Source organism: Gordonia polyisoprenivorans NBRC 16320 = JCM 10675, assembly GCF_000241325.1.
Lineage (GTDB): Bacteria > Actinomycetota > Actinomycetes > Mycobacteriales > Mycobacteriaceae > Gordonia > Gordonia polyisoprenivorans.
This window is the reverse complement of the sequence record NZ_BAEI01000021.1, coordinates 1-24,731: the sequence shown is the minus strand read 5'-3', so window position 1 is coordinate 24,731 and position 24,731 is coordinate 1. Positions and strand designations below refer to the sequence as shown.

The 24,731-nt window shown below is 67.8% G+C and carries 25 protein-coding genes; 17 read left to right on the top strand and 8 right to left on the bottom strand.

Features of this window, described 5'->3' with window-relative positions; translation table 11 throughout:
* Nucleotides 1–12: 12 nt before the first annotated feature.
* On the bottom strand, nucleotides 13–1,278 hold the full coding sequence (locus GOPIP_RS05965) for an MFS transporter (protein WP_006368671.1): 1,266 nt from the start codon (nucleotides 1,276–1,278) through the stop codon (nucleotides 13–15).
* Between the two features lie 108 nt (nucleotides 1,279–1,386).
* Here GOPIP_RS05965 and GOPIP_RS05960 point away from each other — a divergent pair, with 108 nt between their 5' ends.
* The 3 genes from GOPIP_RS05960 to GOPIP_RS05950 all read left to right on the top strand — a co-directional run bounded on the left by GOPIP_RS05960 (nucleotide 1,387) and on the right by GOPIP_RS05950 (nucleotide 5,202).
* Nucleotides 1,387–2,574, top strand: a complete 1,188-nt coding sequence (locus tag GOPIP_RS05960) for an ATP-grasp domain-containing protein (RefSeq protein ID WP_170320178.1) — start codon at nucleotides 1,387–1,389, stop codon at nucleotides 2,572–2,574.
* A 94-nt stretch (nucleotides 2,575–2,668) separates the two neighbouring features.
* On the top strand, nucleotides 2,669–4,165 hold the full coding sequence (locus GOPIP_RS05955) for a flavin-containing monooxygenase (RefSeq protein ID WP_006368669.1): 1,497 nt from the start codon (nucleotides 2,669–2,671) through the stop codon (nucleotides 4,163–4,165).
* A 2-nt stretch (nucleotides 4,166–4,167) separates the two neighbouring features.
* On the top strand, nucleotides 4,168–5,202 hold the full coding sequence (locus GOPIP_RS05950; protein WP_170320177.1) for a zinc-binding alcohol dehydrogenase family protein: 1,035 nt from the start codon (nucleotides 4,168–4,170) through the stop codon (nucleotides 5,200–5,202).
* 18 nt (nucleotides 5,203–5,220) lie between these two features.
* On the opposite strand, the gene GOPIP_RS05945 is transcribed toward GOPIP_RS05950, so the two are convergent.
* Both GOPIP_RS05945 and GOPIP_RS05940 read right to left on the bottom strand, forming a co-directional pair.
* Complete coding sequence (locus tag GOPIP_RS05945; protein ID WP_006368667.1) at nucleotides 5,221–5,970, bottom strand: SOS response-associated peptidase; 750 nt, start codon at nucleotides 5,968–5,970, stop codon at nucleotides 5,221–5,223.
* Nucleotides 5,971–6,016: 46 nt separating this feature from the next.
* Nucleotides 6,017–6,517 carry an aminoacyl-tRNA deacylase gene (locus tag GOPIP_RS05940; RefSeq protein WP_006368666.1) on the bottom strand — a complete coding sequence of 167 codons (501 nt, stop codon included), beginning with the start codon at nucleotides 6,515–6,517 and terminating at the stop codon, nucleotides 6,017–6,019.
* A gap of 214 nt (nucleotides 6,518–6,731) precedes the next feature.
* Between GOPIP_RS05940 and gad the strand changes: the two genes are divergently transcribed.
* The 7 genes from gad (at nucleotide 6,732) to GOPIP_RS05905 (ending at nucleotide 11,989) form a co-directional block, all read left to right on the top strand.
* A complete protein-coding gene (gene gad, locus GOPIP_RS05930; protein ID WP_006368665.1) occupies nucleotides 6,732–8,141 on the top strand; it encodes a glutamate decarboxylase in 1,410 nt (469 codons plus the stop codon).
* Nucleotides 8,141–8,638 carry a hypothetical protein gene (locus GOPIP_RS29865; RefSeq protein ID WP_210739874.1) on the top strand — a complete coding sequence of 166 codons (498 nt, stop codon included), beginning with the start codon at nucleotides 8,141–8,143 and terminating at the stop codon, nucleotides 8,636–8,638. Before gad ends, GOPIP_RS29865 begins: the two co-directional genes overlap by 1 nt.
* An 81-nt stretch (nucleotides 8,639–8,719) precedes the next feature.
* Nucleotides 8,720–9,592 (top strand): sigma-70 family RNA polymerase sigma factor, encoded by an 873-nt coding sequence (locus tag GOPIP_RS05920; RefSeq protein ID WP_006368663.1) that lies wholly within the window; start codon nucleotides 8,720–8,722, stop codon nucleotides 9,590–9,592.
* On the top strand, nucleotides 9,589–9,900 hold the full coding sequence (gene rsrA / locus GOPIP_RS05915) for a mycothiol system anti-sigma-R factor (RefSeq protein WP_006368662.1): 312 nt from the start codon (nucleotides 9,589–9,591) through the stop codon (nucleotides 9,898–9,900). The genes GOPIP_RS05920 and rsrA overlap by 4 nt, the downstream gene beginning before the upstream one ends.
* 94 nt (nucleotides 9,901–9,994) lie before the next feature.
* Nucleotides 9,995–10,069 (top strand): 50S ribosomal protein bL37, encoded by a 75-nt coding sequence (locus GOPIP_RS29860; protein WP_369758845.1) that lies wholly within the window; start codon nucleotides 9,995–9,997, stop codon nucleotides 10,067–10,069.
* 135 nt (nucleotides 10,070–10,204) lie between these two features.
* Nucleotides 10,205–10,426 carry a biotin/lipoyl-binding carrier protein gene (locus tag GOPIP_RS05910; RefSeq protein WP_020170567.1) on the top strand — a complete coding sequence of 74 codons (222 nt, stop codon included), beginning with the start codon at nucleotides 10,205–10,207 and terminating at the stop codon, nucleotides 10,424–10,426.
* Nucleotides 10,427–10,462: 36 nt separating this feature from the next.
* On the top strand, nucleotides 10,463–11,989 hold the full coding sequence (locus GOPIP_RS05905) for a sensor histidine kinase (RefSeq protein ID WP_006368660.1): 1,527 nt from the start codon (nucleotides 10,463–10,465) through the stop codon (nucleotides 11,987–11,989).
* Nucleotides 11,990–12,083: 94 nt separating this feature from the next.
* On the opposite strand, the gene GOPIP_RS05900 is transcribed toward GOPIP_RS05905, so the two are convergent.
* Nucleotides 12,084–12,338, bottom strand: a complete 255-nt coding sequence (locus GOPIP_RS05900; RefSeq protein ID WP_006330074.1) for a WhiB family transcriptional regulator — start codon at nucleotides 12,336–12,338, stop codon at nucleotides 12,084–12,086.
* Nucleotides 12,339–12,795: 457 nt separating this feature from the next.
* The gene (locus GOPIP_RS05895; protein WP_006368659.1) at nucleotides 12,796–13,743 is read right to left on the bottom strand and encodes a diacylglycerol/lipid kinase family protein; all 948 of its coding nucleotides are present in this window, start codon (nucleotides 13,741–13,743) and stop codon (nucleotides 12,796–12,798) included.
* An 87-nt stretch (nucleotides 13,744–13,830) separates the two neighbouring features.
* Between GOPIP_RS05895 and GOPIP_RS05890 the strand changes: the two genes are divergently transcribed.
* Complete coding sequence (locus tag GOPIP_RS05890; RefSeq protein ID WP_138944081.1) at nucleotides 13,831–14,406, top strand: Asp23/Gls24 family envelope stress response protein; 576 nt, start codon at nucleotides 13,831–13,833, stop codon at nucleotides 14,404–14,406.
* Between the two features lie 108 nt (nucleotides 14,407–14,514).
* A complete protein-coding gene (locus GOPIP_RS05885; RefSeq protein WP_006368657.1) occupies nucleotides 14,515–15,306 on the top strand; it encodes a ParA family protein in 792 nt (263 codons plus the stop codon).
* Nucleotides 15,307–15,334: 28 nt separating this feature from the next.
* Here the strand turns inward: GOPIP_RS05885 and GOPIP_RS05880 are convergent, their stop codons facing one another.
* Together GOPIP_RS05880 and GOPIP_RS05875 are read right to left on the bottom strand one after the other, a co-directional pair.
* Complete coding sequence (locus GOPIP_RS05880; protein WP_211602014.1) at nucleotides 15,335–16,636, bottom strand: Rv3212 family protein; 1,302 nt, start codon at nucleotides 16,634–16,636, stop codon at nucleotides 15,335–15,337.
* Nucleotides 16,637–16,683: 47 nt separating this feature from the next.
* Nucleotides 16,684–18,345, bottom strand: a complete 1,662-nt coding sequence (locus tag GOPIP_RS05875; protein ID WP_006368655.1) for a DEAD/DEAH box helicase — start codon at nucleotides 18,343–18,345, stop codon at nucleotides 16,684–16,686.
* Nucleotides 18,346–18,710: 365 nt separating this feature from the next.
* Between GOPIP_RS05875 and GOPIP_RS05870 the strand changes: the two genes are divergently transcribed.
* Both GOPIP_RS05870 and GOPIP_RS05865 read left to right on the top strand, forming a co-directional pair.
* On the top strand, nucleotides 18,711–19,400 hold the full coding sequence (locus GOPIP_RS05870) for a ferritin-like fold-containing protein (protein ID WP_006368654.1): 690 nt from the start codon (nucleotides 18,711–18,713) through the stop codon (nucleotides 19,398–19,400).
* 155 nt (nucleotides 19,401–19,555) lie between these two features.
* A complete protein-coding gene (locus GOPIP_RS05865) occupies nucleotides 19,556–19,786 on the top strand; it encodes a DUF3107 domain-containing protein (protein ID WP_006368653.1) in 231 nt (76 codons plus the stop codon).
* Between the two features lie 64 nt (nucleotides 19,787–19,850).
* Here GOPIP_RS05865 and fasR read toward each other — a convergent pair whose 3' ends face one another.
* Entirely contained in the window at nucleotides 19,851–20,558 is a 708-nt protein-coding gene (gene fasR, locus GOPIP_RS05860; protein WP_020170572.1) for an HTH-type transcriptional activator FasR, read from the bottom strand.
* A gap of 437 nt (nucleotides 20,559–20,995) precedes the next feature.
* Here fasR and GOPIP_RS05855 point away from each other — a divergent pair, with 437 nt between their 5' ends.
* The 3 genes from GOPIP_RS05855 to GOPIP_RS05845 all read left to right on the top strand — a co-directional run bounded on the left by GOPIP_RS05855 (nucleotide 20,996) and on the right by GOPIP_RS05845 (nucleotide 24,177).
* Entirely contained in the window at nucleotides 20,996–21,994 is a 999-nt protein-coding gene (locus GOPIP_RS05855) for a DUF3152 domain-containing protein (protein WP_006368651.1), read from the top strand.
* 88 nt (nucleotides 21,995–22,082) lie between these two features.
* On the top strand, nucleotides 22,083–23,258 hold the full coding sequence (moeZ, locus tag GOPIP_RS05850) for an adenylyltransferase/sulfurtransferase MoeZ (RefSeq protein ID WP_006368650.1): 1,176 nt from the start codon (nucleotides 22,083–22,085) through the stop codon (nucleotides 23,256–23,258).
* Nucleotides 23,259–23,322: 64 nt separating this feature from the next.
* A complete protein-coding gene (locus GOPIP_RS05845) occupies nucleotides 23,323–24,177 on the top strand; it encodes a TIGR02569 family protein (RefSeq protein WP_006368649.1) in 855 nt (284 codons plus the stop codon).
* Nucleotides 24,178–24,731: the final 554 nt, after the last annotated feature.

The window sequence follows — 24,731 nt, the reverse complement described above, 5'->3', positions numbered from 1 at the left end:
CGGCGGTGAGACCTAGGATGTGGCCGAGTCCCGCCCGGCCGTTCGGCCCCGGTGCAACGCCACGGCGATGAGAACCATCGCGACCGCGCACAGCACCCCGACCCCGACGTCGAAGGCGATCCCGGCGGTCACCAGACCCCAGTGGGCCGCGGCGATGCCCTGCCCGATGATCGGGACCGACAGCGCGATGTAGGCGACGACGAAATAGGTGGACGTCACCTCCGCGCGCCGGTCCGGTGGGCTCGCCGCGACCACCGCCGCCATGCCCTTGCTGAACGAAATACCTTGCCCGGCACCGGCGATCACCGCACCGACGATCATCAGGGTCAGCGACGCCGCGGCCAGTGACCAGGCCAGGACAGCCACCCCGACGACGAGCGTCGCGCACCCGGTGATCAGCGCCGCACCGGTGGGCGCGTGGCGCCCGAGGATCTGAATGGTCGCCGACGACGCGAGTAGGACCGCGACGAGTGCCCCGGCGGCGGCATGATTGTCGATGCCGATCACCTTGGCGAGAAATGACGGCGCCACCGCGGTGAAGGTGCCCAGGACGGCGAACCCGGCGAAGGCCGCGATCGCCGGCCCGGTGAAGACCTCGCGTACCTGCGGTGGCACCGACAGCCGTTGCACGCCCAGCCGGGCCCCCGGCCGCAGCCGTGCGGGTTCGGCGACGAACCAGATCGCCACCCCGACCACGGCGAGCGCCACCAGGTCGACCACGAAGACGGTGTGCAGGGGCGCGGGGACGTACTGGGCGAGAATGCCCGCCACCAGCGGGCCGAGTCCCAGCCCGCCCATGTTCGCGGCGGTGGCGATCGCCGGAGCGCGCGACTGCCAGGATCGCGGGGCCAGTTCGATCACCGCCGCCGTCGCGGTGCCGGTGTAGATACCCGCCGACAGCCCCGAGATGACGCGCCCGGCCAGGAGCTCGGCCAGCCCGCCCGCGGTGACGAAGACGACGGCACTGATCGCGGAGATGACGACGCCCGCCAGCAACAGCGGCCGTCGGCCGATGACGTCGGACCAGCGGCCGAACACGATGAGCGCCGCAATGACCCCGGCGGCGTAGACGGCGAAGATCACCGTCGTGGTCGTGACGCCGAAGCCCAATTCGGCGCCATAGATCGCGTAGAGCGGCGTCGGCAGCGTGGTGCCCATCATCACCACGGCGAACGCGGCGACGGCGGCGGCGAACGCCGATCCCGCACCGAGTGTGCGGCGCGTCGGGGGACGCGGATCTCCTCCGCCGGGACCGGGAGTCGGTGTGTGGGAAGCCATGACCCTCCACAGCGTATCCCCGATGGCGTGCGCTCACCGACGTGATGCGCGGTGGCGGTCGGACCGGAGTATCCACTCGGCGAACCGTCGGTGCACTACCGTCGTGGCATGGCGCCTGTCGATCCCAGAATCCTCGTCACCACGTCCCGGATGCCCTTCGCCGTCGACGAGATCCACAAGCTGGGGGAGACGGGCCGGTTCGTCGTTGCGACCGACACCTTCCGATCGGCCCCGGGCAACCATTCGCGGGGCGCGAGCAAGCACATGGTGGTGCCCGCACCCACCCAGGAAACCCAGGCCTACGTCGACGCCATCGCGGGGATTCTCGACTCCGAGCGGATCAACTGGCTGCTGCCGATGTTCGAGGACGTCTTCTATCTCGCCAGGCATCGAGATCAGCTCGCCGACGGCCGCGACGTCGAGTTGTTCTTCCCCGACTTCGACACCCTGCGCATGGTGCACGACAAGGTTGGTTTCACCGAACTGTGCGCGCGGCTGGGCCTACCCGTCGCCGAGACGATCACCGCGACGAGCCCGGCGGAACTGCGTGCCGCGACCGGCCGTTGGGATCACTGGTTCGCTCGGGCGGCCTTCGGGCGCGGCGGTCTCGACATCGCCACCAACACCGGACCGCTCGCCGGCGAGACCGACCTCGACGACATCACGCCCACCCCCGAGGACCCCTGGCTGGTCCAGGAATTCCTGGCCGGCGTCGACCGCTGCAGCTGGAGTGTGGTCCACCACGGCGAGGTCGTCCTGCATTCTTGCTACGAACACCCGCTCGCGATCGACAACCGCGGGGGCGTGGTCTTCCGGTCGGTGGATTCGCCGCAGTCGCTGGAAACCGCGCAACGCATTGCACGCGAACTGAATTGGCACGGACAACTGAGCTTCGACTACCTGATGACCGACGACGGGGTGCACCACATGGTCGAGTGCAACCCGCGCCCGACCGCCGGGTGCACGCTGGCCACCGCCGAGGAGTTCGACACCGCGCTGTTCGATCCCGGTGAGCTCGTCGTCGTGCCCGAGGGCCGCAAGAAGATGATCCGGGCCGCAGTCATCCGTGACGCCCTCATGCACCCGAGTCGTGCCCGTGCGGACCTGCGCGCCTCGCGCGGCGCGAAGGGCGTGTACGAGCAGCGCAAAGATCATCTGCCACTGCTGTATTCGGCGTTGTCGCTGCAGCATGTGCTGGCGTATCGCAAACAGCTCGGCATCAACCGGGTCAAGGGCGAGACCCTGGTGGCCACCCAGTTCTTCGACGTGCTCTACGACGGGTCGCCGATCCCCTGATGACCTCCCAGGGTGATGTGGGTTACTGTGAAGCCTGGTAACAGGTAATGGTCGCGGTGACCTCCCGGGCGCGTGACCTCGCGAAGGAGGGCACATGCGACCACATCACGAGGTGATCATCGTGGGCGCCGGATTCGGTGGGCTCGGGGCGGCCATCGAATTCCGACGTCTCGGCATCGACGACCTCGCAATCCTCGAACGCGAGGACGACCTCGGTGGCACCTGGCATGTGAACCACTACCCGGGCCTGGCCGTCGACATCGCCTCGGTGACCTACTCGTACTCGTTCGCGCCGAACCCCTACTGGTCGCGATTGTTCGCGCCGGGCCCCGAACTCAAACGCTACGCGACGCACGTCGCCGACACCTACGATCTCACACGGCACATGGAGTTCGGCGTCAGCGTCGAGTCCGCCGAATGGGATGAGCAGCAACAGTTCTGGGTGGTGCACACCGATGACGGCACGGCACGCACGTGCCGGTATCTGGTGACCGCCACCGGCTTCCTCTCCCAACCCCACATCCCCGACTTCCCGGGGATCGACTCCTTCGAGGGCACGATCCTGCACACCGCCGACTGGGACGACTCCGCCGACCTCACCGACAAGCGCATCGCGGTGATCGGAACCGGTGCGACCGCGGTGCAATTGATCCCCGAGGCGGCGCGGGTCGCACGCCACCTGACCGTCTTCCAGCGCACTCCCATCTGGGTGGTGCCCAAGCTCGACATGGCGATCCCGAAGCCGGTGCAGCAGTTGTTCGCCCGGGTGCCCCTGGTGCAACGCGCGGCACGCCTGGCGAACACGGCAGCGCTGGAACTGCTCATGGTGGTCGGCGTGCTGCACTTCCGCCAGGCCAAACCGGGCAACAAGGGTGCCGCGCTGCTGGCACGGGCGCACTTGCGGGCGCAGGTCCCCGACGCGGCGTTGCGTCGAGCCCTGACCCCCGACTACGACTTCGGATGCAAACGACCGACGTTCTCCAACAGCTACTTCCGGTCGTTCATCCGCGACAATGTCACCCTCGAGACGAATGGGATCGGCCACCTGGAACCCGACGCCATCGTCGCGGGCGACGGTCGGCGCACCGAGATCGACACCCTCGTCCTCGCCACCGGATTCGATCTGTGGGACAGCAACTTTCCCGCCTTCCCGGTCGTCGGACGTGACGGCGTGGAGCTCGGGCTCTGGTGGCGGACCCGCCGATTCCAGGCCTACCAGGGGCTGACCATGCCGAAATTCCCGAATCTGTTGTCGCTCAACAGTCCCTACTCCTACAGCGGGTTGTCATACTTCACCACCATCGAAGGCCAGATGATCCACATCGGGCGGCTCTTCGGCGAGCTGAAACGACGCGGGGCGACAACCTTCGAGGTCACCGAGCAGGCGAATGCGCAGTTCCTCGACGAGGTCACCGACAAGCTCGATTCGTCGGTCTTCTACCGCGGCGACTGCGCGAGTTCACGGAGCTACTACTTCAACCACCAGGGGGAGGCGGCGCTGCTGCGCCCCACGTCGACGCTGACCACCCTGCGGGAGATGGGCAGATTCCCACTCGACGCCTACGAGTACCGGATGGCGCCTACTGTGTGAGCATGCGTGCATGGGCCGTCACCACACCTGCGCCGATCGACCCGGGGTCGGACCACGACAGTTCGGATCGCCCCGGACCGCTGCAGCCGGTCGACAAGCCGATCCCCGAACCCAGTGTCGGTGAGCTGCTCGTCCGGATGCGTGCGTGCGGGGTGTGTCGCACCGACCTGCACGTCTGCGAAGGTGATCTGCCGGTCCACCGGGTCGGGGTGACCCCGGGCCACGAGGTGGTCGGCGAGGTCGTCGGACTCGGCGCCGGCGCACAGGGATACGCGGTCGGCGACCGCGTGGGCGTCGCCTGGCTCCACCACACCGACGGCACCTGCGGCTACTGTGTTCGCGGCGCGGAGAACCTCTGCCCGAACTCGACCTACACAGGCTGGGATGTCGACGGCGGCTACGCCGAATTCACCACCGTACCCGCCGATTTCGCCTATCACCTGCCCGGCGGCGTCGACGATGTGACCCTTGCCCCGCTGCTGTGTGCCGGCATCATCGGCTATCGCGCGCTGATGCGGGCGTCGCTGCCGCCCGGAGGTCGGTTGGGGCTCTACGGATTCGGTGGCAGCGCGCATCTCGCCGCGCAGATCGCCATCGCGCAGGGTGCGCGGGTGCATGTGATGACGCGGGGGGAGCAGGCGCGCGAGCTGGCACTGTCGTTGGGTGCGGTCTCCGCGGTCGATGCCTACGACGCCCCGCCCGAACCGCTCGATGCCGCGATCACCTTCGCCCCGGTGGGTGAGCTCGTGCCGGTGGCGATGCGGGCCCTCGACCGCGGCGGGGTGCTCTCCATCGCCGGCATCCACCTCAGCGACATCCCGGCTCTCAACTACGAGCGAGAGCTGTTCTATGAGAAGGAGATCCGCTCGGTGACGGCCAACACCCGGGGCGACGGTCGCGAATTCCTGCGGCTGGTCGAGGAGTACGGGATCACCGCCACCACCCACACCTACCCGCTGTCGCGGGCCGACGCCGCCCTCGCCGACCTGAAGGCCGGACGTTTCGACGGCGCGGCGGTGCTGGTCCCCGACAACTGACCCACCGGGCGCGGGGCCTCACACCGGGTTCAGGAGCTCCGGGGAATTGTTGGCCACCCGGTTCACCAGCGGTGACACCTCACGAATCGCGATCGCGGCCGCGACGTCGGCACTCGGCGGCGCGAAAAGAGTATCCGGCGCACGGTGGTCGGGATCGAGCCACGCGCCCCAGTTGTCGTAGGGCATGATCAGCGGCATCCGATCGTGGACCTCGCGCAGATCGCCGACGGCGTCGGTCGTCAGGATCGAACAGCTCAGCAGCGGCGGCGCCGCGTCGTCGGTACGGTCGTGCCACACCGACCAGAGGCCGGCCATGAACAACCGGGTTCCGTCGACCGGTGACATGAAGAACGGCACCTTGGTCGGCTTGCCCTTGGAGTCGGGCGGGCCCTTCTTCCACTCGTACCAACCGTCCATCGGGACCAGGCAGCGTCGCGACTTCACCGACGCCCGGAACGAACTCTTCTCCCCGGCGGTTTCGGCGCGGGCATTGAACAGCAGCGGTCCCTTGCCGACCTCCTTGGCCCACGCCGGGACGAGCCCCCACCGCATGGCCCGCACGCGCAGTCGCGGGTCGTCGTCGGGATCATCGTGGTCGTGCCGTTTGACGACAGTCATCACCGTCGTGGTCGGCGCGACGTTGTAGTTGGGCCCCGGTGACCCCGGTGTGCCCGCCGCGGCGTCCAGCGGAACCGGCACCTCGTTCACCGCGTCGATCTCGGCAGCGAGTTTCGCCGGGTCCGTGGTCACCGCATAACGTCCGCACATGACGTCATGTCTACCGCAGTGCGCCAGGGCCCGGGCGGCGTGACCGTCAGCCCGCGGCGGCGCAGATGTCGGCGGTCACCGCCGAGGTGATCGCGATCAGATCCGCGGGGGCCACCTCCACCTCGAGTCCCCGGCGTCCGGCGCTGCACCACACGTGTGGCCACCGCAGAACCGACTCGTCGACGACGGTCGGCAGGGTGGTGCGCTGTCCGATGGGGGAGACCCCGCCGAGGACATACCCCGTGCTCCGGGTGACCGCCTTGGCGTCGGCCATCACCGCGCGCCCGGCGTCGAGGGCGGCGGCCGCTGCCTTCAGCGACAACGAGCGCGGCACGGGCACGACGGCCACCGCGAGACCCGAGCGCGTGCCGGACAACTCGATGACCAACGTCTTGAGGATCTGCTCGGCAACCACCCCGAAGGCCGCGCCGAGCACGTCGACGGCCTCGGCGCCGTAGGCGGTGGTTCGCGGGTCGTGGCGGTAGCGGTGCAGGCGATGGGGTATCGACTGCGCGGTGAGCGCGGCGACGGCTGGGGTGGCGGCCACACCGATGTCCTCTCGCGATGGCGGTTCGGCTCGACCACTGCGACAGCGACCGAACCGGCAGGACTACCGATTATGCCGAGTCGGACGTCGAGAGAAGTGCTGCCGGTGACGGTCTGGAGACGTTCGAGACGAAGACGTCGACCTCGCCCATCGGTGCATCCCCTTGGGGCATCATCGTCATCATCGACGTCCATGCGAAAGGACACCCCCCGCCATGACCAAGCGAAAGCACACCAACGCCCGCGCCACCACCAATCTCAACGATTCGTTGACGGTGAACCCGGTGTTCGTGCGCCCCGGTGAGGCCACCGAGTATCCGAAGTTCGCCATCCCCGAGAGCATGAGTCTGCCCGAGACGGCCTATCAGATCGTTCACGACGAGGCGATGCTCGACGGGAACGCGCGGTTGAATCTGGCGACGTTCGTCTCGACGTGGATGGATGACGAGGCCCGCAGACTCTATGCGGAAACCTACGACAAGAACATGATCGACAAGGACGAGTACCCGCAGACCGCGGCGATCGAGGATCGGTGTTGGAAGATCATCGCCGATCTCTGGCACGTGCCGGATGTCGACAAGTCCATCGGGACCTCGACAATCGGGTCGTCGGAGGCGGCGATGCTCGGCGGGCTCGCGCTCAAGCGTCACTGGCAGGCCCGGCGCAAGGCGGAGGGGAAGTCGATCGAGAAGCCGAATCTGGTGTTGTCGACGGCGGTGCAGGTGTGCTGGGAGAAATTCCTCAACTATTTCGAGGTCGAACCGCGCTGGGTGCCGGTGTCGCAGGAGCACTTCGTCTTCGACGGGCACGAGTTGGAGACGTACGTCGACGAGAACACCATCGGGGTCGTCGCGATCCTGGGCGTGACCTACAACGGCTTGTACGAACCGGTACAACAGATCTCGGCAAAGCTCGACGAGATCGAGAAGAACACCGGGCTCGACGTCAAGATCCACGTCGACGGTGCGTCGGGTGCGATGGTGGCGCCGTTCTGTCAGCCGGACCTGGAATGGGACTTCCGTGTCTCGCGGGTGGTGTCGATCAACACCTCGGGACACAAGTACGGGCTGGTGTATCCGGGCCTGGGATGGATCGTGTGGCGCGACAGCGAGGCCTTGCCGGAGAGCATGGTGTTCCACTGCAGTTACCTCGGTGGCGACATGCCGACGCTGGCACTGAACTTCTCGCGTCCGGGCGCGCAGGTGTTGTTGCAGTACTACAACTTCCTGCGGTTGGGACGCGAAGGATATCGGTTGATCCAGCAGGGATCGATCGACGTGGCCACGTATTTGTCGTCGGCGATCGCCGAGATGGGACCGTTTGAGTTGGTCAGCAAGGGTGACACGATTCCGGTGTTCGCGTGGAAGCTGAAGGACGGTTACACCGACAAGTGGTCGCTGTACGACCTGTCGGATCGGTTGCGGCTCAAGGGATGGTTGGTGCCCGCCTACCCGATGGCCGACGGGTTGGCCGACTGGACCCTGCAGCGGATCGTGGTGCGTGCGGGGTTGAGTCACGATCTGGCGACGGCGCTGCTGACCGATCTGGAGAGCGAGGTCGCGTTCCTGGATCAGCTGGAGTCGCCGATGCCACGCGAGGGAACCGGCTCCCACTTCCATCACTGATGAGCTCCACGTCCGAGAGTGGTTCGGCCGCAGCGGCTCCGAGCGTGGTGCAGGCGATACTGGTCCCGACCCTGACCAAACAGTGTTGGGGTTTCATGATCGGCTCGGCGCTGTTCGCGCTCGGGTCCGCACCGTGGCTGGGCATCTGGATGGGCGCCGCCAACGCCAACATCTGCTATTTCATCGGCGCGTGGTTCTTCGCCGCCGCCGGGCTGATCCAGGTGATCAACAGCGGCCCGATCAGTGTTCTGACGGAATTCCCGCCAGGGGCCGGGGCGGACCGGTCGATCGCGGACCGAGGTGACCCGACGCATCCCGTCCTCTCGCATGTCTGGATAGCCCGCCGACGGCATCACCGCACACCGGGGTGCGGCGATGCCGCCGGAACAATTGTGGTGTCGGTCCTGTTGAGTGCAGTGGCCGGGGCGGACGCAACGCCATCAACGAGATGGTCGATATGGCGCTCGCCCCAACAGACGAACGAGCCGGACACATGATTCGGGCATGCGGGCGCACCATAACCCGCGCCCGACACGACGGTGTCGGCAGTTCGACAGCGCAGAAAGGCAGGTGGGTAGGTGAGCGCGGACATGCTGCTCGACCGACGCCGATCGAGTGAACCTCGGACACCGGTGGCCGACCCCGGATCGGTAGACTTGATCGACATCATCGGGCCACCGGCAACGGTGTCCACCGGCGTCACCACCGAAGGGATCGCAGTGACCGAACCCGATTCAGACGGCCGCGAGAGCTCCCCGGAGGCCGATCCGGAAGCGTCGAGCCCCTCAGAAGGATCGAGCCCTACGACCGGAGCGTCCGACGGACCCGGTTCGGCGGCCCCGCGGCGAGCGGACCCGGGCGAGTCCGCGCAGGACCTCACCGAGCGCTTCGAGCGCGATGCATTGCCGCTGCTCGATCAGATGTACGGCGCAGCCCTGCGGATGACGCGCAACCCCGCCGACGCCGAGGATCTCGTGCAGGAGACCTATGTGAAGGCGTTCTCCGCATTCGCGTCGTTCCGCGAGGGCACCAACCTCAAGGCCTGGCTGTACCGGATTCTGACCAACACCTACATCAACGGCTACCGCAAGAAGCAGCGGCAGCCCGCGCAATACCCGACCGACGAGATCACCGACTGGCAGTTGGCTGCGAACGCCGAGCACACGTCGACGGGCCTGCGGTCGGCGGAGATCGAGGCCCTCGACGCCCTCCCCGACGACGAGATCAAGGCGGCGCTGCAGGCGTTGCCCGAGGACTTCCGGATGGCGGTGTATTACGCCGACGTCGAGGGACTTCCGTACAAGGAGATCGCCGAGATCATGGACACACCGATCGGAACGGTCATGTCCCGCCTGCACCGCGGACGCCGCCAACTTCGTGAGTTGCTGGCCGACGTCGCCCGGGAGCGCGGATTCAACCGCTCGGCGACGACGAGCGAGGTGGCCCGATGAGTGAGCAACCACAGGTACCGGCCGACGACGACCCGGAATTCAGCTCCCTGGATTGCTCGGCGGTGATCGCCGACGTCTGGTTGCTGCTCGACAACGAATGCGATCCGGACGCGCGCGCCCGACTCAAGGGGCACCTCGACAACTGCCCGTCGTGTCTGGCGCACTACGGCATCGAGAGCGAACTCAAAGCACTCATCAACCGCAAGTGCGGTGGCGATCGGGCACCGGCGGGTCTGCGGGACCGGCTGCGGATCGAGATCCGCAAGTCCGTCATCGTCACCGAGACGCGCTACTCGACCGGGGACTAGGTCTCCCGAGCAGGTCGATCCGGATGGGCGATTGTCGAATCGGATGCCGCACGTGGGACAATCGCTGAGCACATCTGGATGAAGGAGGCCCGTCATGGGTAAGCGCGGACGCAAGAAGCGCGCACGGAAGAAGAACGCAGCCAACCACGGCAAGCGTCCCAACGCCTGAGCGCGAACGCGAAACGCCCGGCGCGGTGATCGCCGATCGACACGATCGGCTCCCGCCCGGGCTTTTTCGTGTCGTGGTCTCTCCGGTCTCGGGCGCTTTCTGCCCGGAGGTCACCCATGCCCTAGATTCATGGGCATGGCTGAGGACGTCGTGGCAGAGATCGTGGCGAGCGTGATGGAGGTGCTGGTCCAGGCGGGTCAGCACGTCGAGGTCGGCGACACCCTGGTGCTCCTGGAGTCGATGAAGATGGAGATCCCGGTGCTCGCCGAGGACGCGGGCACCCTCGCCGAGATCAAGGTCGCGGTGGGCGACGTCATCCAGGCCGGCGACGTCATCGCCGTCTACGAACGAGCGTGACCGGCCCGGTGCCGGTGTACTGAGACCCGATCGCCGATGTCCACCCTGGTCGATCTGCTCGCCGAGCACACCACCCTTTCCGACAGCGCCGCCGGCCATCTGCAGCGGCTCGTCGCCGAATGGCAACTGCTCGCCGATCTGTCGTTCGCCGACTTCGTTCTGTCGGTGCGCACCGACACCGGCGAGATCGTCAACGTTGCCCAATGCCGGCCCAACACCGCCTCGACGGTCTTCCCGAGTGACGAGGTCGGCACCGTGGTCGACCCGGCGGTGCATCCGCAGGTGGCCCGGGCCTTCGCCGAGGGCCGAATCCTGCGGGACGAGGACCCGACGTGGCTCGGGGCGATGGCCATCCGGCGCGAGACGGTGCCGGTGCGTTTCGTCGACCCGGCCGGAGACGAGCGGATCGTCGGGGTGCTGACCCGTGCGGTCGATCTGACCCATCCGCGGCTGCCCTCACCGCTTGAACTGGCCTACCAGGATTCGGCCAACGACCTGTGCCAGATGGTCGCCGACGGCACGTTCCCGCAGTACGAGGGCAATCCGCAGGGGCTGTCGACCCCGCGTGCCGGCGACGGGTTCGTGCGGATCGACGCCCGCGGCATGGTCGTCTACTCCAGTCCCAACGCGTTGTCGGCGTTTCACCGCATGGGCTGGACCTCCGATCTCAGTGGCGCCCGGCTCTCGGAGGTGACCGCGACACTGCTGACCGATCCGTTCGAGTCGCAGGATGCCGCGGTGATGATCGACGCAGCCTGTGGGATCAGCGATCCGCCCGCGGGCCCCTACCGCGACATCGGGATGCGGATGGAAGCCGACGCCCGCAGTGCCACCGTGCTCATTCGTGCTGTCGCGCTGCGTCCGCGCGGGGTCAGCTCCGGGGCGGTGGTCCTGATCCGCGACGTCACCGAGGTCAAACGGCGCGACCTCGCCCTCATCAGCAAGGACGCGACGATCCGGGAGATCCACCACCGCGTCAAGAACAACCTGCAGTCGGTGTCGGCGCTGCTGCGCCTGCAGGCGCGGCGCACCACCAACGACGAGGCACGCACCGCACTCACCGAGGCGGTACGACGTGTGGCCTCCATCGCGCTCGTCCACGAATTGCTCTCCGGCAGCGTCGACGAAGAGGTCGACCTCGACGAGGCCGTCGATCGCCTCGTACCCACCCTCGTCGACGTCGCCTCGGGGGAGCAGCCGGTGATGGTGCGCCGCCGCGACCGGCTCGGCGTGCTCGCCTCGGATCTCGCGATGCCACTGGTGATGGTTCTCACCGAACTCGTGCAGAACGCGATCGAGCACGGATTCGCGCCGTCGCGCACCGACGCGCGCATCGACATCCACGCCGACCGCGATGTCCGTCGGCTCCGAATCGCGGTGCGCGACAACGGTTCGGGGCTACCCGACGGCTTCGACCTCGCGGCGTCGGAACGCCTGGGGCTGCGCATCGTGCAGACCCTGGTCTCGATCGAACTCGGTGGTGAGGTGCGCGCCGGGGCCAATCCCGACGGTCCGGGGGCCGAGGTCGTCCTGGTGGTGCCGCTGCGCCGGGAACCGCGCTGAGATCTGCGGTCCGCCGGGCGGCGGCAACAAAAAACCCGGCCGAGGCCGGGTCTCTTGTGGGCCGCCGGACAGTGGCGGCCGTGTTCGCTGCTCGCTAGACGCTGCTGCGGGTACGGGTGCGTGCGGTGCGCCGCTTGAGTGCCCGACGCTCGTCCTCGCTCATGCCGCCCCAGACGCCTGCGTCCTGGCCCGATTCCAGAGCCCACGACAGGCACTCGGCGGTGACCGGGCACCGCGCGCAGACGAGCTTCGCATCAGCGACCTGGGCGATGGCCGGACCGCTGGTTCCCACCGGGAAGAACAGCTCCGGATCCTCGTCGCGACAGATTGCCTTGTGACGCCAGTCCATTCCTTCTCCTTCAGGTGCGCAGGGCACCACTCGATAACCGTTGGTTGGTTCGTGTTGGCTGTAACCGATCGTTCACGCGGAGGCACCGATTGTTTCCGCGCTGTTGCTTGTGAATACTTTCACGAATCCAGCCGAAGTCAATGGTGTTCCGTTAACACGTGGGCAATATCACTGTTGTCGCAATATCACTTCGGCTGACCCCCGGTGGCAGGGGGTCCGTGCGTCAGCTCGAACTCCGATGATCTATCCTACGCTTCGATCCCGCGCCGCGTCACGCGTTTTCCCAGGTCGGCTTGTTCTCGATCGTCCGCTTCGTCACACGGCCGGGTGACGTGCAACACCGGGCAACCGTGACAACGCTCCATGTCACAGGGGGCGGGCCGCGCTGTCAAGGGCCCTCGCCGTGCTGCGGCCAGGTGTTGACACGGTGACGGGGATGTTGCGTTCGGGTGTTGCGTCAGGCCGTCGGCGACGGCACGGGTGCGACCACGTCGAGCGCGTCACGTCGATGATCGAATCGGATGTCCGTGTAGGCCCCGATGTAGTCGCCGTCCATCTGCACATCCACCGGTTCGGTGGCTGCGAACGTGACCCACGCCACGTCGTCGTCGCGGAAGAGGTGATGCGCCTTGGGATTGCGTTGCGTGAGTAGACGCGTTGCCAGCGGCAGATTGCGCAGCACGCCGGTCGACGTCGCGGCGAAGACGCCGAGCCGGGTGTCGAAGCCGGTGCTCGGATTGATCCGGATCTCACGCCGGCCGAGGTAGGTCCACGGGCTGGTGTTGGAGACGAAGGCGAACCGCACGCCGGTCCTCGGGTCGTGACCCGCTGCGGTGACCGTGAAACTGGCTGTGCCACCGGCATTTCGAAGGAAGCTGGCGATGGTCGTCCAGAGGTAGCGACCGGGGGTGGCGGGCTTGCCCGCGTGCCGCTTGTCCTCCATCGCGTGCACGATGATCGCGTCCATCCCCATACCCGCGTTGAACAGGAACCATCGATCGGCGGAGTGGCCCAGGCCGATTCGCCGGTGACTGTCACGGTCGAGCAGATCGATGATCTGACGGGTCGCCTGCAACGGATCGGGATCGATACCGAGTGTGCGTGAGAACACATTGGCGCTGCCACCGGGGATCACGGCCAGGGCGGGCAGGTGGGCCGGCGGGGTGTGTGTGGGGGGTCCGAGCAGTCCGTTGACCGTCTCGTTGATTGACCCGTCGCCACCGTGCACTATCACCGCGTCGTAATTCTCGGCCACCGCTCGCGCACCGAGTTCACCTGCGTGTCCGCGGTGGGTGGTGTGCTCGACGTCGACCGGGAAGTGCGCGCTCAGGGTGTTGACGAGAGCGTCGCGGCCCGCGGGGCTGGTCGCGGTGGCGAACGGATTGACGATGAGCATGACGCGCACGACACCCGAGGATATGGGGTCGATGCCCGACGTGGTCGGCCGGGCGGGCGCTGTGAGCCCCGCGGCCGGTCCGCTTACCCTGGACAGGTGAGCAAACGCAGTGAGCCGGGGGGTGGGCAGCGCGGCCGGCGATCCGGCGATGACCAGCCGCGAGTCACCGAACCGGGCGAGTCGGACGCGTCGGTGTCCCACCGCGATCCGGCGGACACCGATGGGCCGCCGACCGCCATTCGGGTGGCGGGAGCGCTGACGACCCTCGAGGGCGTGGTGGCCCTGGTCATCGCCGTCGTCCTCGTGGTGCGTGGTCTGACCGAGGACCGGCACGACGCGTTCAACGGCATCGGTACCGCGTTGTGGCTCGCCATCATCTTCGGTGGGGTGCTGGCCGGCGGGGTGGCGCTACTCGTCGGCCGCCGGTGGGGACGCGCGATCTCGCTGGTCGCGCAGATCCTGCTGCTACCGGTGTCGTATTACCTGTTCACCAGTCACCAACCGTGGTTCGCCGTCCCGCTGGCCGTCCTCGCACTCATCACACTGGTGGGCTTGTTCACGCCGGCGTCGATCCGCTGGCTGGCCGGCGATCTGGAGATGGACGAGCCGACGCCCGCACCCGCACGGCGGGCCGAGCGCACGACGCGACGTCAACGAGGGCCCAAGCGGTAGCTGCGCATCGCGGCGGCCCCTCGCATCGCAGCGGCCCACGGTTGGGCGTCGCGGTGGGGTACGGGTCGGCGCACAGTATTTGCCTGGGTAAAGCCTTACAGTGGACCCATGACGCGCTTGCTTGCGGTTGCGAACCAAAAGGGTGGGGTGGCCAAGACCACGACGGTCGCGTCGTTGGGGGCGGCGCTGGCGGACCTGGACTCGTCGGTTCTCGTTGTGGATCTGGATCCGCAAGGGTGCCTTACGTTTTCGCTCGGTCACGATCCGGATCAGGTGCAGTCGTCGGTGCACGACGTGCTGCTCGGCGACGAGGAGATCGCTGACGTCCTGCTCGACACGGAGGACAACGTCACCCTGCTGCCCGCGACGATCGACCTCGCCGGGGCCGAGGCACTGTTGCTGATGCGGCCTGGCCGGGAGTACGCGTTGAAACGGGCGCTCGCGGAGGTCGCCGAGGATTTCGACGTGATCCTGATAGATTGCCCGCCGTCGCTGGGTGTGCTGACCCTCAACGGGCTCACTGCCGCCGACGAGGTGATCGTGCCCCTGCAGTGCGAGACGCTCGCGCACCGGGGCGTCGGTCAACTGATGCGCACGGTCACCGAGGTCCAGCAGATCACCAACCCGGGGCTGACGATGCTGGGCGCGGTGGCGACCCTCTACGACGCGCGCACCACCCACAGTCGTGACGTGCTCTCGGATGTCTCCGACCGCTACGGCCTTCCCGTCCTCGATCCGCCGATCCCGCGCACGGTGCGTTTCGCCGAGGCGTCGGCGTCCGGTGCATCGGTGATGCGGGGCCGAAAGAACAAGGGCGCCACCGCATATCGCGAGCTCGCCGAGAATCTCTGGAAGTACTGGGACGGCGGCGGGGACGTGCGTACCGCCGACCTCGCCTGATCCGTCGTTCCGCGCCGGGGTCCGGGCGTCACGCCTGCGGCCCGAAGACCTCCAGCTGGGCTCCGCGCTGCTCGACGACGAGATCGCCGAGAACACGCAGGATCACCGTCGTGCCGTCGGCCGGAGAGCGCCGCGGCAGGGTGATGGTGCGGATGTCAGCGCCGTCGGCGGGATTGCGGACGGTGATCCCCGACGGACTCGGCAGCAACAACTGACCGGCCATCACCTCACCGGGACCGAGGGCCGCCGGGATCTGATAGCGCGGGCGCAGCGACTGCGCGTCCAAGACGACGGTGGCCTGGCCGGTGTAGTAGGTGATCAGCCCCGACGAGAACGTGGCGACGCTGTCGACCGGGGGTTGCGGTGACCCCTTGACCTCACTCGATGCGCCGGCGGCGCCGTCGGCGGTGAACAGGCGGATCCTCGGGGTGGCAGGCGTGGGACCGTTGCCGTTGGTGCCGCCGTCGTAGACCGCGATCCCGGAGGTGCTCATCGCGATCAGCGCGGGTGGGTCGGCTGACGCCCGATCGGTGATGAGTGACGATCCGTACTGGGTGACCTGTTCGTTGCTGTCGAGTAGCGCACCGAGCACCGTCAGCCGGTATCCGGGATCGCCCGCACATCGTTCGATGACCGCGACCCGATCGCCCGAGATCGCCGACGAATACAGGTGGCAGTCGGTGCGTCCGGGCTGCACGCCGGGTTTGACCGGTGCGGTCACGCGTCCGTATTCGATGCCGCGCACCATGTTCGATCCCCATGTCTCCAGACGGCCGGGCCCCTGTGCCAGGACGTAGCCGGAGTCGGTGATCAGGTGCAGGGTGTCGTCGGCATCGCTGGTGCGGGCGCCCTTGCGGGCACCGGTGGACCCGTCGAGCGCGGTCACCTCCGAGCAGCCGCGCGAATTGCGGTACACCGCAAGGACCTCGTTGACGCTGCTGGGCCATGCGGCCGCAGCGGTACAGAGTGCGGAGTCACGCGAGTATCGCCACAGGACCCGGCCGGTGGTGGGGTCGTGACCGGCGACCGTCCCGCCGTCGGCGGCGACGATCGTCGACGCCGTGAGCGCCGGTACGTCGGTGGCCGCGGACTCGGCAGACCACCGTGAGGCGAAGGCTTCGGGCACGCCGGTGGCCGGTGTGATCGCCGGGGGAGTTGTACTCGCCGTGACGCTGTCGGTGGTCCGGGCGGGACTGATCCACCAGACGATCGCCCCCGCCACCACGAGCACGACGACGATGAACAGGCTCACCAGGAGGTCGACGCGGGTGCGTCGCTCCGGGCGTACCCGACGCGCAGGCGGCTTCCGGGATGGGGTCGACGTGCTGATCTCGAATACTCCTCGTCGCGGCTGCGCGTCGGCAGGTCCGGTGGACTCTACTCCGAGGCGCCGGTGTCCGAGGTGGCCGGCGCGTTCTGCCCACCACGATGTCGGGCGCCGCCACGGCGACGCCGGCGCTTGCGGGGAGCGTCGCCGGCGTCGTTGGCCGACTCCGCGTCGGCCGAACCCTTGCTGTCGGCCGGGCGCTCGTCGGTGTCGGCCGTCGTCGCGGCATCGGCAGTCGTGTTCTGCTCGCCGTCCGCGTCGACCGCCTGACCGCCGCGGGTCCGGCGGCGCGTGCGGGAACTGCGGGTGGGTCGCTCCCGGCGCTCGCGTCGCTCGGCGCGTTCGCCCTCGCCGTCGGCCGAGCTGCGTCGGGGAGCGGTGATCCGTCCGGTCGCCGACTCCGGGATGGACAGTTCGTCGCGCAGGTGCTCGGAGGTCGAGTAGGTCTCGGCCGGTTCGGGCACACCGAGTTGTAGTGCGGCGTTGATCAGTTCCCACCGGTGCAGTTCGTCCCAGTCGACGAGGGTGACCGCGATCCCGGTGCGTCCGGCGCGACCGGTCCGGCCGATGCGGTGCACGTAGGTCTTGTCGTCCTCGGGGCACTGGTAGTTGATGACGTGGGTGACATCGTCGATGTCGATGCCGCGCGCGGCGACGTCGGTGGCGACGAGCACGTCGATCTCACCGGTGCGGAACTTCTTCAGCGCCTTCTCGCGGGCCACCTGGCCGAGGTCACCGTGGACCGCGCCGACGGAGAACCCGCGCTCGGCGAGGTCGTCGGCGACCTTCTGCGCGGTCCGCTTGGTGCGCGTGAAGATCATGGTCGCCCCGCGACCCTCCGCCTGCAGGATGCGTGCGACGAGTTCGGCCTTGTCGAGTGCGTGCGCCCGGTAGACGTACTGGGTGGTCCGCTCGTGGACGGCGGAGTCGTTGGCGTGCTCGGCGCGGATGTGGGTTGGCTGCTTGAGGAACGTGCGCGCGAGGGTCACGATCGGCCCCGGCATCGTCGCCGAGAACAACATGGTCTGCTTCTGGTCGGGCAGCGTGGCCATGATGCGTTCGATGTCGGGCAAGAAGCCAAGATCCAACATCTCGTCGGCCTCGTCGAGTACCAGTACCGCGACCTTGCCGAGGATGAGGTGACCCTGCTGGGCGAGGTCGAGCAGACGACCCGGGGTGCCGACGACCACGTCGACGCCGGCACGTAGATCCGCGATCTGCGACTCGTACGGGCGTCCGCCGTAGATCGAGGTGATCTTCAGCGGCCGACGCCGTGGCTTCGTGGCGGGCGCGTCGTCGCCCTCGACCGGATCAGGGCTCGGCAGGGTGACGACGAGTTTCTTGGCGGCCACCTCCAGATCGCCGGTCACCTGCAGGCACAACTCGCGGGTCGGCACGATCACCAGCGCGCGCGGGGTGTTGTCCAGGGGTCGCACACCCGACTGCTCGGGGTGGACGAGGCGATGGAGCAGCGGAACGCCGAAACCGAGGGTCTTGCCCATGCCGGTGCGGGCCTGACCGATCAGATCGCTGCCGCCGAGGGCGAGCGGCAACGTCAGTTCCTGGATGGCGAAGGTGCGGGTCTTGCCGTCGTCGGCGAGTGCCGACACGATGTGCTCATCCACGCCGAGGTCGGCGAAGGTCGGCGAGGTGTGCTCTTCGTCGACGATGGTCGTCTGGACCTCGTCGGTCTGGAGTTCGGGAGTGCTCATGGGTGGTGCGTGTGCCTTTCGTGTGTCGCTCGAGCGCGCACGAAAGGCTCCACGAATCCTGCGAGTGGCACCGGGTCGAGTGGTTCTCGGAACTCCCCGGTGGTTCGCGTTCGCCGCGCGACCGCCATGGTCGCGTCGGGCGAGCGGGTGGGCTCGGCAGTGCGCGCGCAATGTCCGGGTGGTCTGCGAGGAGTCGGTGAATTCCGACGGGCTCCGAGTGTGAGAACCCCTCGGCGTCGCACGCGCGCAGGGCGCCGGAAGGCTGCCTCCACGTGCATGGACGACCGGCGTTCGCCGACCACACCGTCCACAAGTGTACGTGGTGCTCACCGGCCGCCTGCACGCGCGACCGTTACCATCGGGGCATGTCGTCGCCCACCGCCTCGCCCGAACCCCTCCCGGCAACCCCCGACGACGAGGAGGACAGGGCCGTCGGCAAGCTCTTCGCGGTGCTCCTCGCCGGCGAGTACGCCGCGTTCTACCGGCTGATCGACGAATCCTCGATGGCCCCCGACATTCCCAGCGGGATCGCCATCGCGCGGATGGCGGCCTCGGAGATCGCGCACTTCGAACTGCTTGCCGAGCAGGTGTCGCGCCGCGGACTCGATCCCGCCGAGTCGGTCGAGCGTTATCGCGCCGTGTTCGACCAGTACCACCGCGCAACCACCCCACGGACCTGGCTCGAGGCCCTGGTGAAGGCCTATGTCGGCGACGGGCTGGCCGCCGACTTCTACACCGAGCTCTCCGAGATGATGCCGCCGGTCGCCCAGCAGGTGGTCGCCCAGGTGATGGCCGAGACCGGGAACTCCCAGTTCGCGCGGGAGCAGGTCAAGGCGGCGATCGCCGCCGATCCGGCGCTGCGCTCGCCGTTGACCCTGTGGGGCCGACGCCTGCTCGGTGAGGCCGTCACGCACGCCCAGTGGGTGCTCGCGGCCGAGGAGGGCGTGACCGACCTGCTGTTCTCCGGGGCCACCTCACTCAACGGTGTCGCCGACTTCTTCGACTCGATCACCGCTCGGCACGCCGAGCGGATGTCCGACATGGGGTTGGGCTGATCGGGCTCGGGTTCGAAGGTGGAGATCGGCGCGCTTTTCGCTATGAGCGGAGCCGGTGTGGGTCACCGCGATCGCTGGACTAGCCTTGTGCGGCAGGCACTCGGCGTCTCCTCCGCCGGCGTGGACGCACGAGGTTTCCACACAGAAGGGTGGCCATGACCATTGAAGTGAAGATCGGTATCACCGACAGCCCTCGCGAACTGTCGATCCAGTCTCCGCTGGAGAGCGACAAGGCGTTCGCGGCCGTCGAGGCCGTGCTGACCGGCAAGGAGCCGCTGCTCTCGCTCACCGACGATCGCGGTGCGCGCTACCTCGTGCCGGCTGCCAAAATCGCCTACGTCGAGGTCGGCGCCGCGGAGAACCGACGGGTCGGCTTCGGTTCCTGACCGGTTACCGCGCACAACCCGAGAAGAACGCATCGAGCAGGTCGGCTCGGTGCGTTCTTTCGTCTCAACCGGCCGAGGGCTCCATGTCGTCGGCGGCCGACTCCGGATCCGGGCCTGCGGCGGCGCGGGCCGACGCCGCGGCGTCGATCTCGACCTGACGCGGCACATGGGACAGGCCACCCCAGAGCAGGGCGACGGTGGTGTCCACCGCGGTCTGCTTGTCGATCGGACGGCGGGCCTCGAGCCAGTAGCGGGCGTTGACCTGGCTCGCTCCGACGAGCCCGGCCGCCAGCATGCGTGAGCGGTAGGGGTCGAGTCCGGAATCTTGCATGACCAGTCCGTAGACCGCGTCCACGCAGGCCTCGGTGGCACCCTCGGTGCGGCGGATGACCGCCGGGTCCATCACGTCGGAGGCGAAGATCAACCGATATCCGGAGTTGTCGGAGTCGATGAAGTCGAAGAACGCCTGCACCGCCGCCTGTACGCGCTGGTGATTGTCGGTGGTGGTGAGCAATGCGTTGTTCACATCGACGACCAGCTTTTCCGCGTGCGAATCGACCACCGCGATGTAGAGATCGAGCTTCGACGGGAAGTGTTGGTAGAGCACCGGTTTGCTGACGCCCGCGTGGATTGCGATCTCGTCCATGCCCGCCGAGTGATAGCCGCGCTCGACGAAGATCTCGCTCGCGGCCTCGAGCAACTGCAAGCGCCGTGCACTCCGCGGAAGCCGGGTGCCGTTGCGCCCGGAGGAGACATTAGCCGCCGTTGACATGGTTAGAGGGTACTCGGACTCCTGACCCATAAACCGCGTGGATCGCACAAGTGAATTCACAGCCTTCGATGAGGACGTGTGATGTCGCACGTGGTATTGGCCGGTTCTGTGAGAGGGTGTGAACCGTGAGCCGCACAGATGATGCGTCGGGGACGGGGAGCGCGGAGCGCCGGACGGGGCGGCCCCGTGCGCGCGAGGTCGGTCCGCGGTCGCCACGCGCCGGTGACCAGACGCCCGGTGGATCGGTCGCGCCGGGTGGATCGTCAGCGCCCGGTGGATCGTACGCGGCAGCCCAGACGCCAACGGGGACAGGCGAGAACCGCACGGACCAGCCTCCGGTCGGTGCCGCCCAGCCCCCGACCGCCCAGCCCCCGACCGGCCAGCCCCCGACCGCCTCGTCGTCCACCGGCCCGTCGTCCACCGGCCCGTCGACGGCCATGCCCCGGTCCGCGACGACGACTCGCCGGCGCCCGCTTCCCGATCAGCCGCTGCGCGCCCGCTGGGACCCGACCGACGACAACGGCCGGCCACGCTCGGACCGCGACAGCGCGCCACCGCGCAAGAAACAGAGCGCGATCGGCCGATTCGTGGCCACCTACGGGTGGCGTGCCTACGCGATCCCGGTTCTGGTGGTCCTGACCATCGTGCTGCTCGTCTACACGATCCGCGACGACAACACGACCAACGCCGGCGCGCCGGTCGGCCCGGACCCGTCGGCCCGCAACGCCGAGGTCACCAAGGAGACCCGGCCGATCGGTGCGCCCACCGGGGAGATCTCGCCCGCGCAGCTGCCGGCGGGGGCGCTGCCGGGCGGCGGCGGCTTCACCACGGTGGGGCGCAAGACCTTTCACGTGGTGCCGGGTACGACCCCGCAGGTCGGTCGCGGCGGGCAGGTGTACACCTATACCGTCGAGGTCGAGAACGGCCTGATCCCGGCCGAATACGGGGGCGATCAGGCGTTCGCGAAGATGGTCGACGCCACGCTGGCCAACGACAAGAGCTGGATCGGTGACGGCAAGGTGTCGTTCCGCCGGATCGATCGCGGCAACCCGGACCTGCGGGTGTCCCTGACGTCGACGAACACCACGCGCGAACTGTGCGGGTACCAGATCAAACTGGAGACCTCGTGCTTCTATCCGCCACAGGAACGGGTCACCCTCAACGAGGCGCGCTGGATTCGCGGCGCGCAATCCTACGAGGGCGATGACGTCGCCTACCGGCAATACCTGGTGAACCACGAAGTAGGTCACGGCATCGGGTATGAGCATCACGTCCCGTGCCCGGCCAACGGTGCGCCGGCGCCGATCATGATGCAGCAGTCCTTCGGGGTGTCCAACTCGGAGATCATGGCGCTCGATCCGGACATCCGCGCCAATCCGGCCCTGGTCTGCAAACCCAACCCGTGGCCGTTCCCCGAGGGAACGAGCGCCGGCTGAGCCGTTGCGCTCGCGGGAATGACGAGGTGCGCCGGGTCGTTGTTCGACTCAGTTCACCCGTCCGACTCGCATACCCGGGAGGCCTGCCGTGTCATCCTTGCCCCCGCTGGTGGAACCAGCGGCCGAACTCTCCAACGACGAGGTCGCGCGCTATAGCAGGCACCTGATCATCCCCGACGTCGGGATGGACGGGCAGAAACGCCTCAAGAACGCCAAGGTGCTCGTCATCGGTGCCGGTGGACTCGGCTCGCCGACGCTGCTCTATCTCGCCGCCGCCGGTGTCGGCACGATCGGCATCGTCGAGTTCGATGTCGTCGACGAGTCCAACCTGCAGCGTCAGGTCATCCACGGCCAGTCCGACGTCGGTCGGCCCAAGGCCGAGAGTGCCCGCGATTCGATCCTCGAGATCAATCCGTTCGTCACCGTGAACATCCACGATCAGCGCCTCGAACCCGAGGGGGCGATCGAGCTGTTCTCCGGGTACGACCTGATCCTCGACGGCACCGATAACTTCGCCACCCGATATCTGGTCAACGACGCCGCGGTACTCGCGCACAAGCCGTACGTGTGGGGATCGATCTATCGCTTCGAGGGGCAGGCCTCGGTGTTCTGGGAGGACGCCCCCGACGGCCGCGGCATCAACTACCGCGATCTCTACCCGCAGGCGCCGCCACCGGGCATGGTGCCCTCGTGCGCCGAGGGCGGGGTGCTCGGCATCCTGTGCGCCTCGATCGGTTCCATCATGGGCACCGAGGCGATCAAGCTGATCTGCGGCATCGGTGAGCCACTGCTCGGCAGGCTGATGGTGTACGACGCCCTCGACATGACCTACCGCACCATCCGGATTCGCAAGGATCCCGAGGGGGAGAAGATCACCGGTCTGATCGACTACGAGGCGTTCTGCGGTGTCGTCTCCGACGAGGCCGCCCAGGCGGCGGCCGGCTCGACACTGACCGCCGTCGAACTCAAGGAGAAAATCGACGCGGGCGAGAAGCTGGCACTGGTCGATGTGCGCGAGCCGGTCGAGTGGGACATCGTGCACATCGACGGCGCGACCCTGGTGCCCAAGGATCAGATCCTGTCCGGTGCCGCACTGGCCCAGATCCCGCAGGACCGGCCGACGGTGCTGTACTGCAAGACCGGAATCCGGTCGGCGGAGGCGCTTGCCGCGCTCAAGCGGGCCGGATTCGCCGATGCCACGCACCTGCAGGGTGGCATCACCGCATGGGCCAATCAGGTCGACAAGGAACTGCCGGTCTACTGACGCGGCACCTCGCAGCCGCGTCGCTGCGCGGCTTCAGGCCACCACCTCGGTAATCTCTGCAGACGTGAACACCGTCGAGCCACCCGAGCACGTGCTCAACACGTTCGGGCTGACCGCCCACCCGCCCATCGCCATGGGCGAGCGCTGGGTCGGGGGATGGCGCGTCGGGGAGGTCGTGCTGTCGTTGGTACCCGACCACGCGCGCGCGGCGTGGTCGGCCTCGGTCCGCGAGAATCTCTACGTCGAGGGCTTGCGGATCGCGCGACCGTTCCGGGCCACCGACGGTCGATATGTCGTCTCCGGATGGCGCGCGGACACCTATATCGCCGGCGTCCCCGAACCCCGCCACGACGAGGTTGTGTCGGTGGCCGAACGACTACACGAAGCCATCGCCGGACTCGAGCGACCACGATTCCTGCTCCAGCAGCCCGCGCCGCCGCACACCGACGTCGACGTCTTCGCCGCAGCCGATCGCGCCGCATGGGAGGACACCCCGATGCGCTCGGCACGTGCCGCAGGGATGTCCGAGCCGACCTCACCGGACGGCCAGGAAAGTATCGAGATCCTCAAAACCCTTGCGACTCTGCGCAAGAATGTCGACCTGCCGAGCCAGGTGGTGCATGGTGACCTGTTCGGCACAGTGCTCTTCGCCGGTGCGGCCGCACCTGGGATCACCGACATCGTGCCCTACTGGCGGCCGGCGTCGTGGGCGGCGGCGGTGGTGGTCGTGGACTCGCTGGCCTGGGGTGGCGCCGACGACGACCTCGTGCAGCGCTGGTCCGACGAGCCGGAGTGGCCGCAGATGATGTTGCGCGCCACCATGTTCCGCCTGGCGGTCCACGCGCTGCACCCGCGGTCGACCGCCGGCGCGTTACCGGGACTCAAGCGCGTCGTCGATATCGTGCGGCTCATGGTGTAGCGCGTTCACCTGTGGGTGCGGGCGCTGTTACCTTTCCCACCCGATGGTCGAGGACTCCAGACCCCTGGTGCCGACGGGCTTCCGGGCCACAATGACATCCTTGCAGCTTCCCGCCTCGAGACCTGTTGTGCTGATGGGTATCTGGTGCACGGTGGTTCGAATCCAGCGTCGGCTCAGGTGGTCTCGAGGCTCGCCGCACGCGGCTCGCACCTCGACCAGCGATATATGACGTTCGGTGGTCCCCATCCGATGGTCGAGGTGCCGAGGAGCGCTAGCGACGAGCCTCGAGACTATGAGAATTAGGGGTGCAGCCGTATTAGGTTGTGGGTGATGGACCGGGGTGTGGCCCTCCTCGAGACTGACTTCGTGTCCTGAACGGGACTTGTCCGCTCTGGTTCATCGGTCCCGGCCCGGGTGTGCGGGTTGCTTGATAGGAGCTTGACCTGATGACGTAGCCGCGTCATCTGTGTCCCGTCAATAGTCGTGCCTGCCGCTCTCCCGGGCCGGAACCACTGTTGGTTCCCTACTGGAATGGAGAGAACACGTGACTAGTG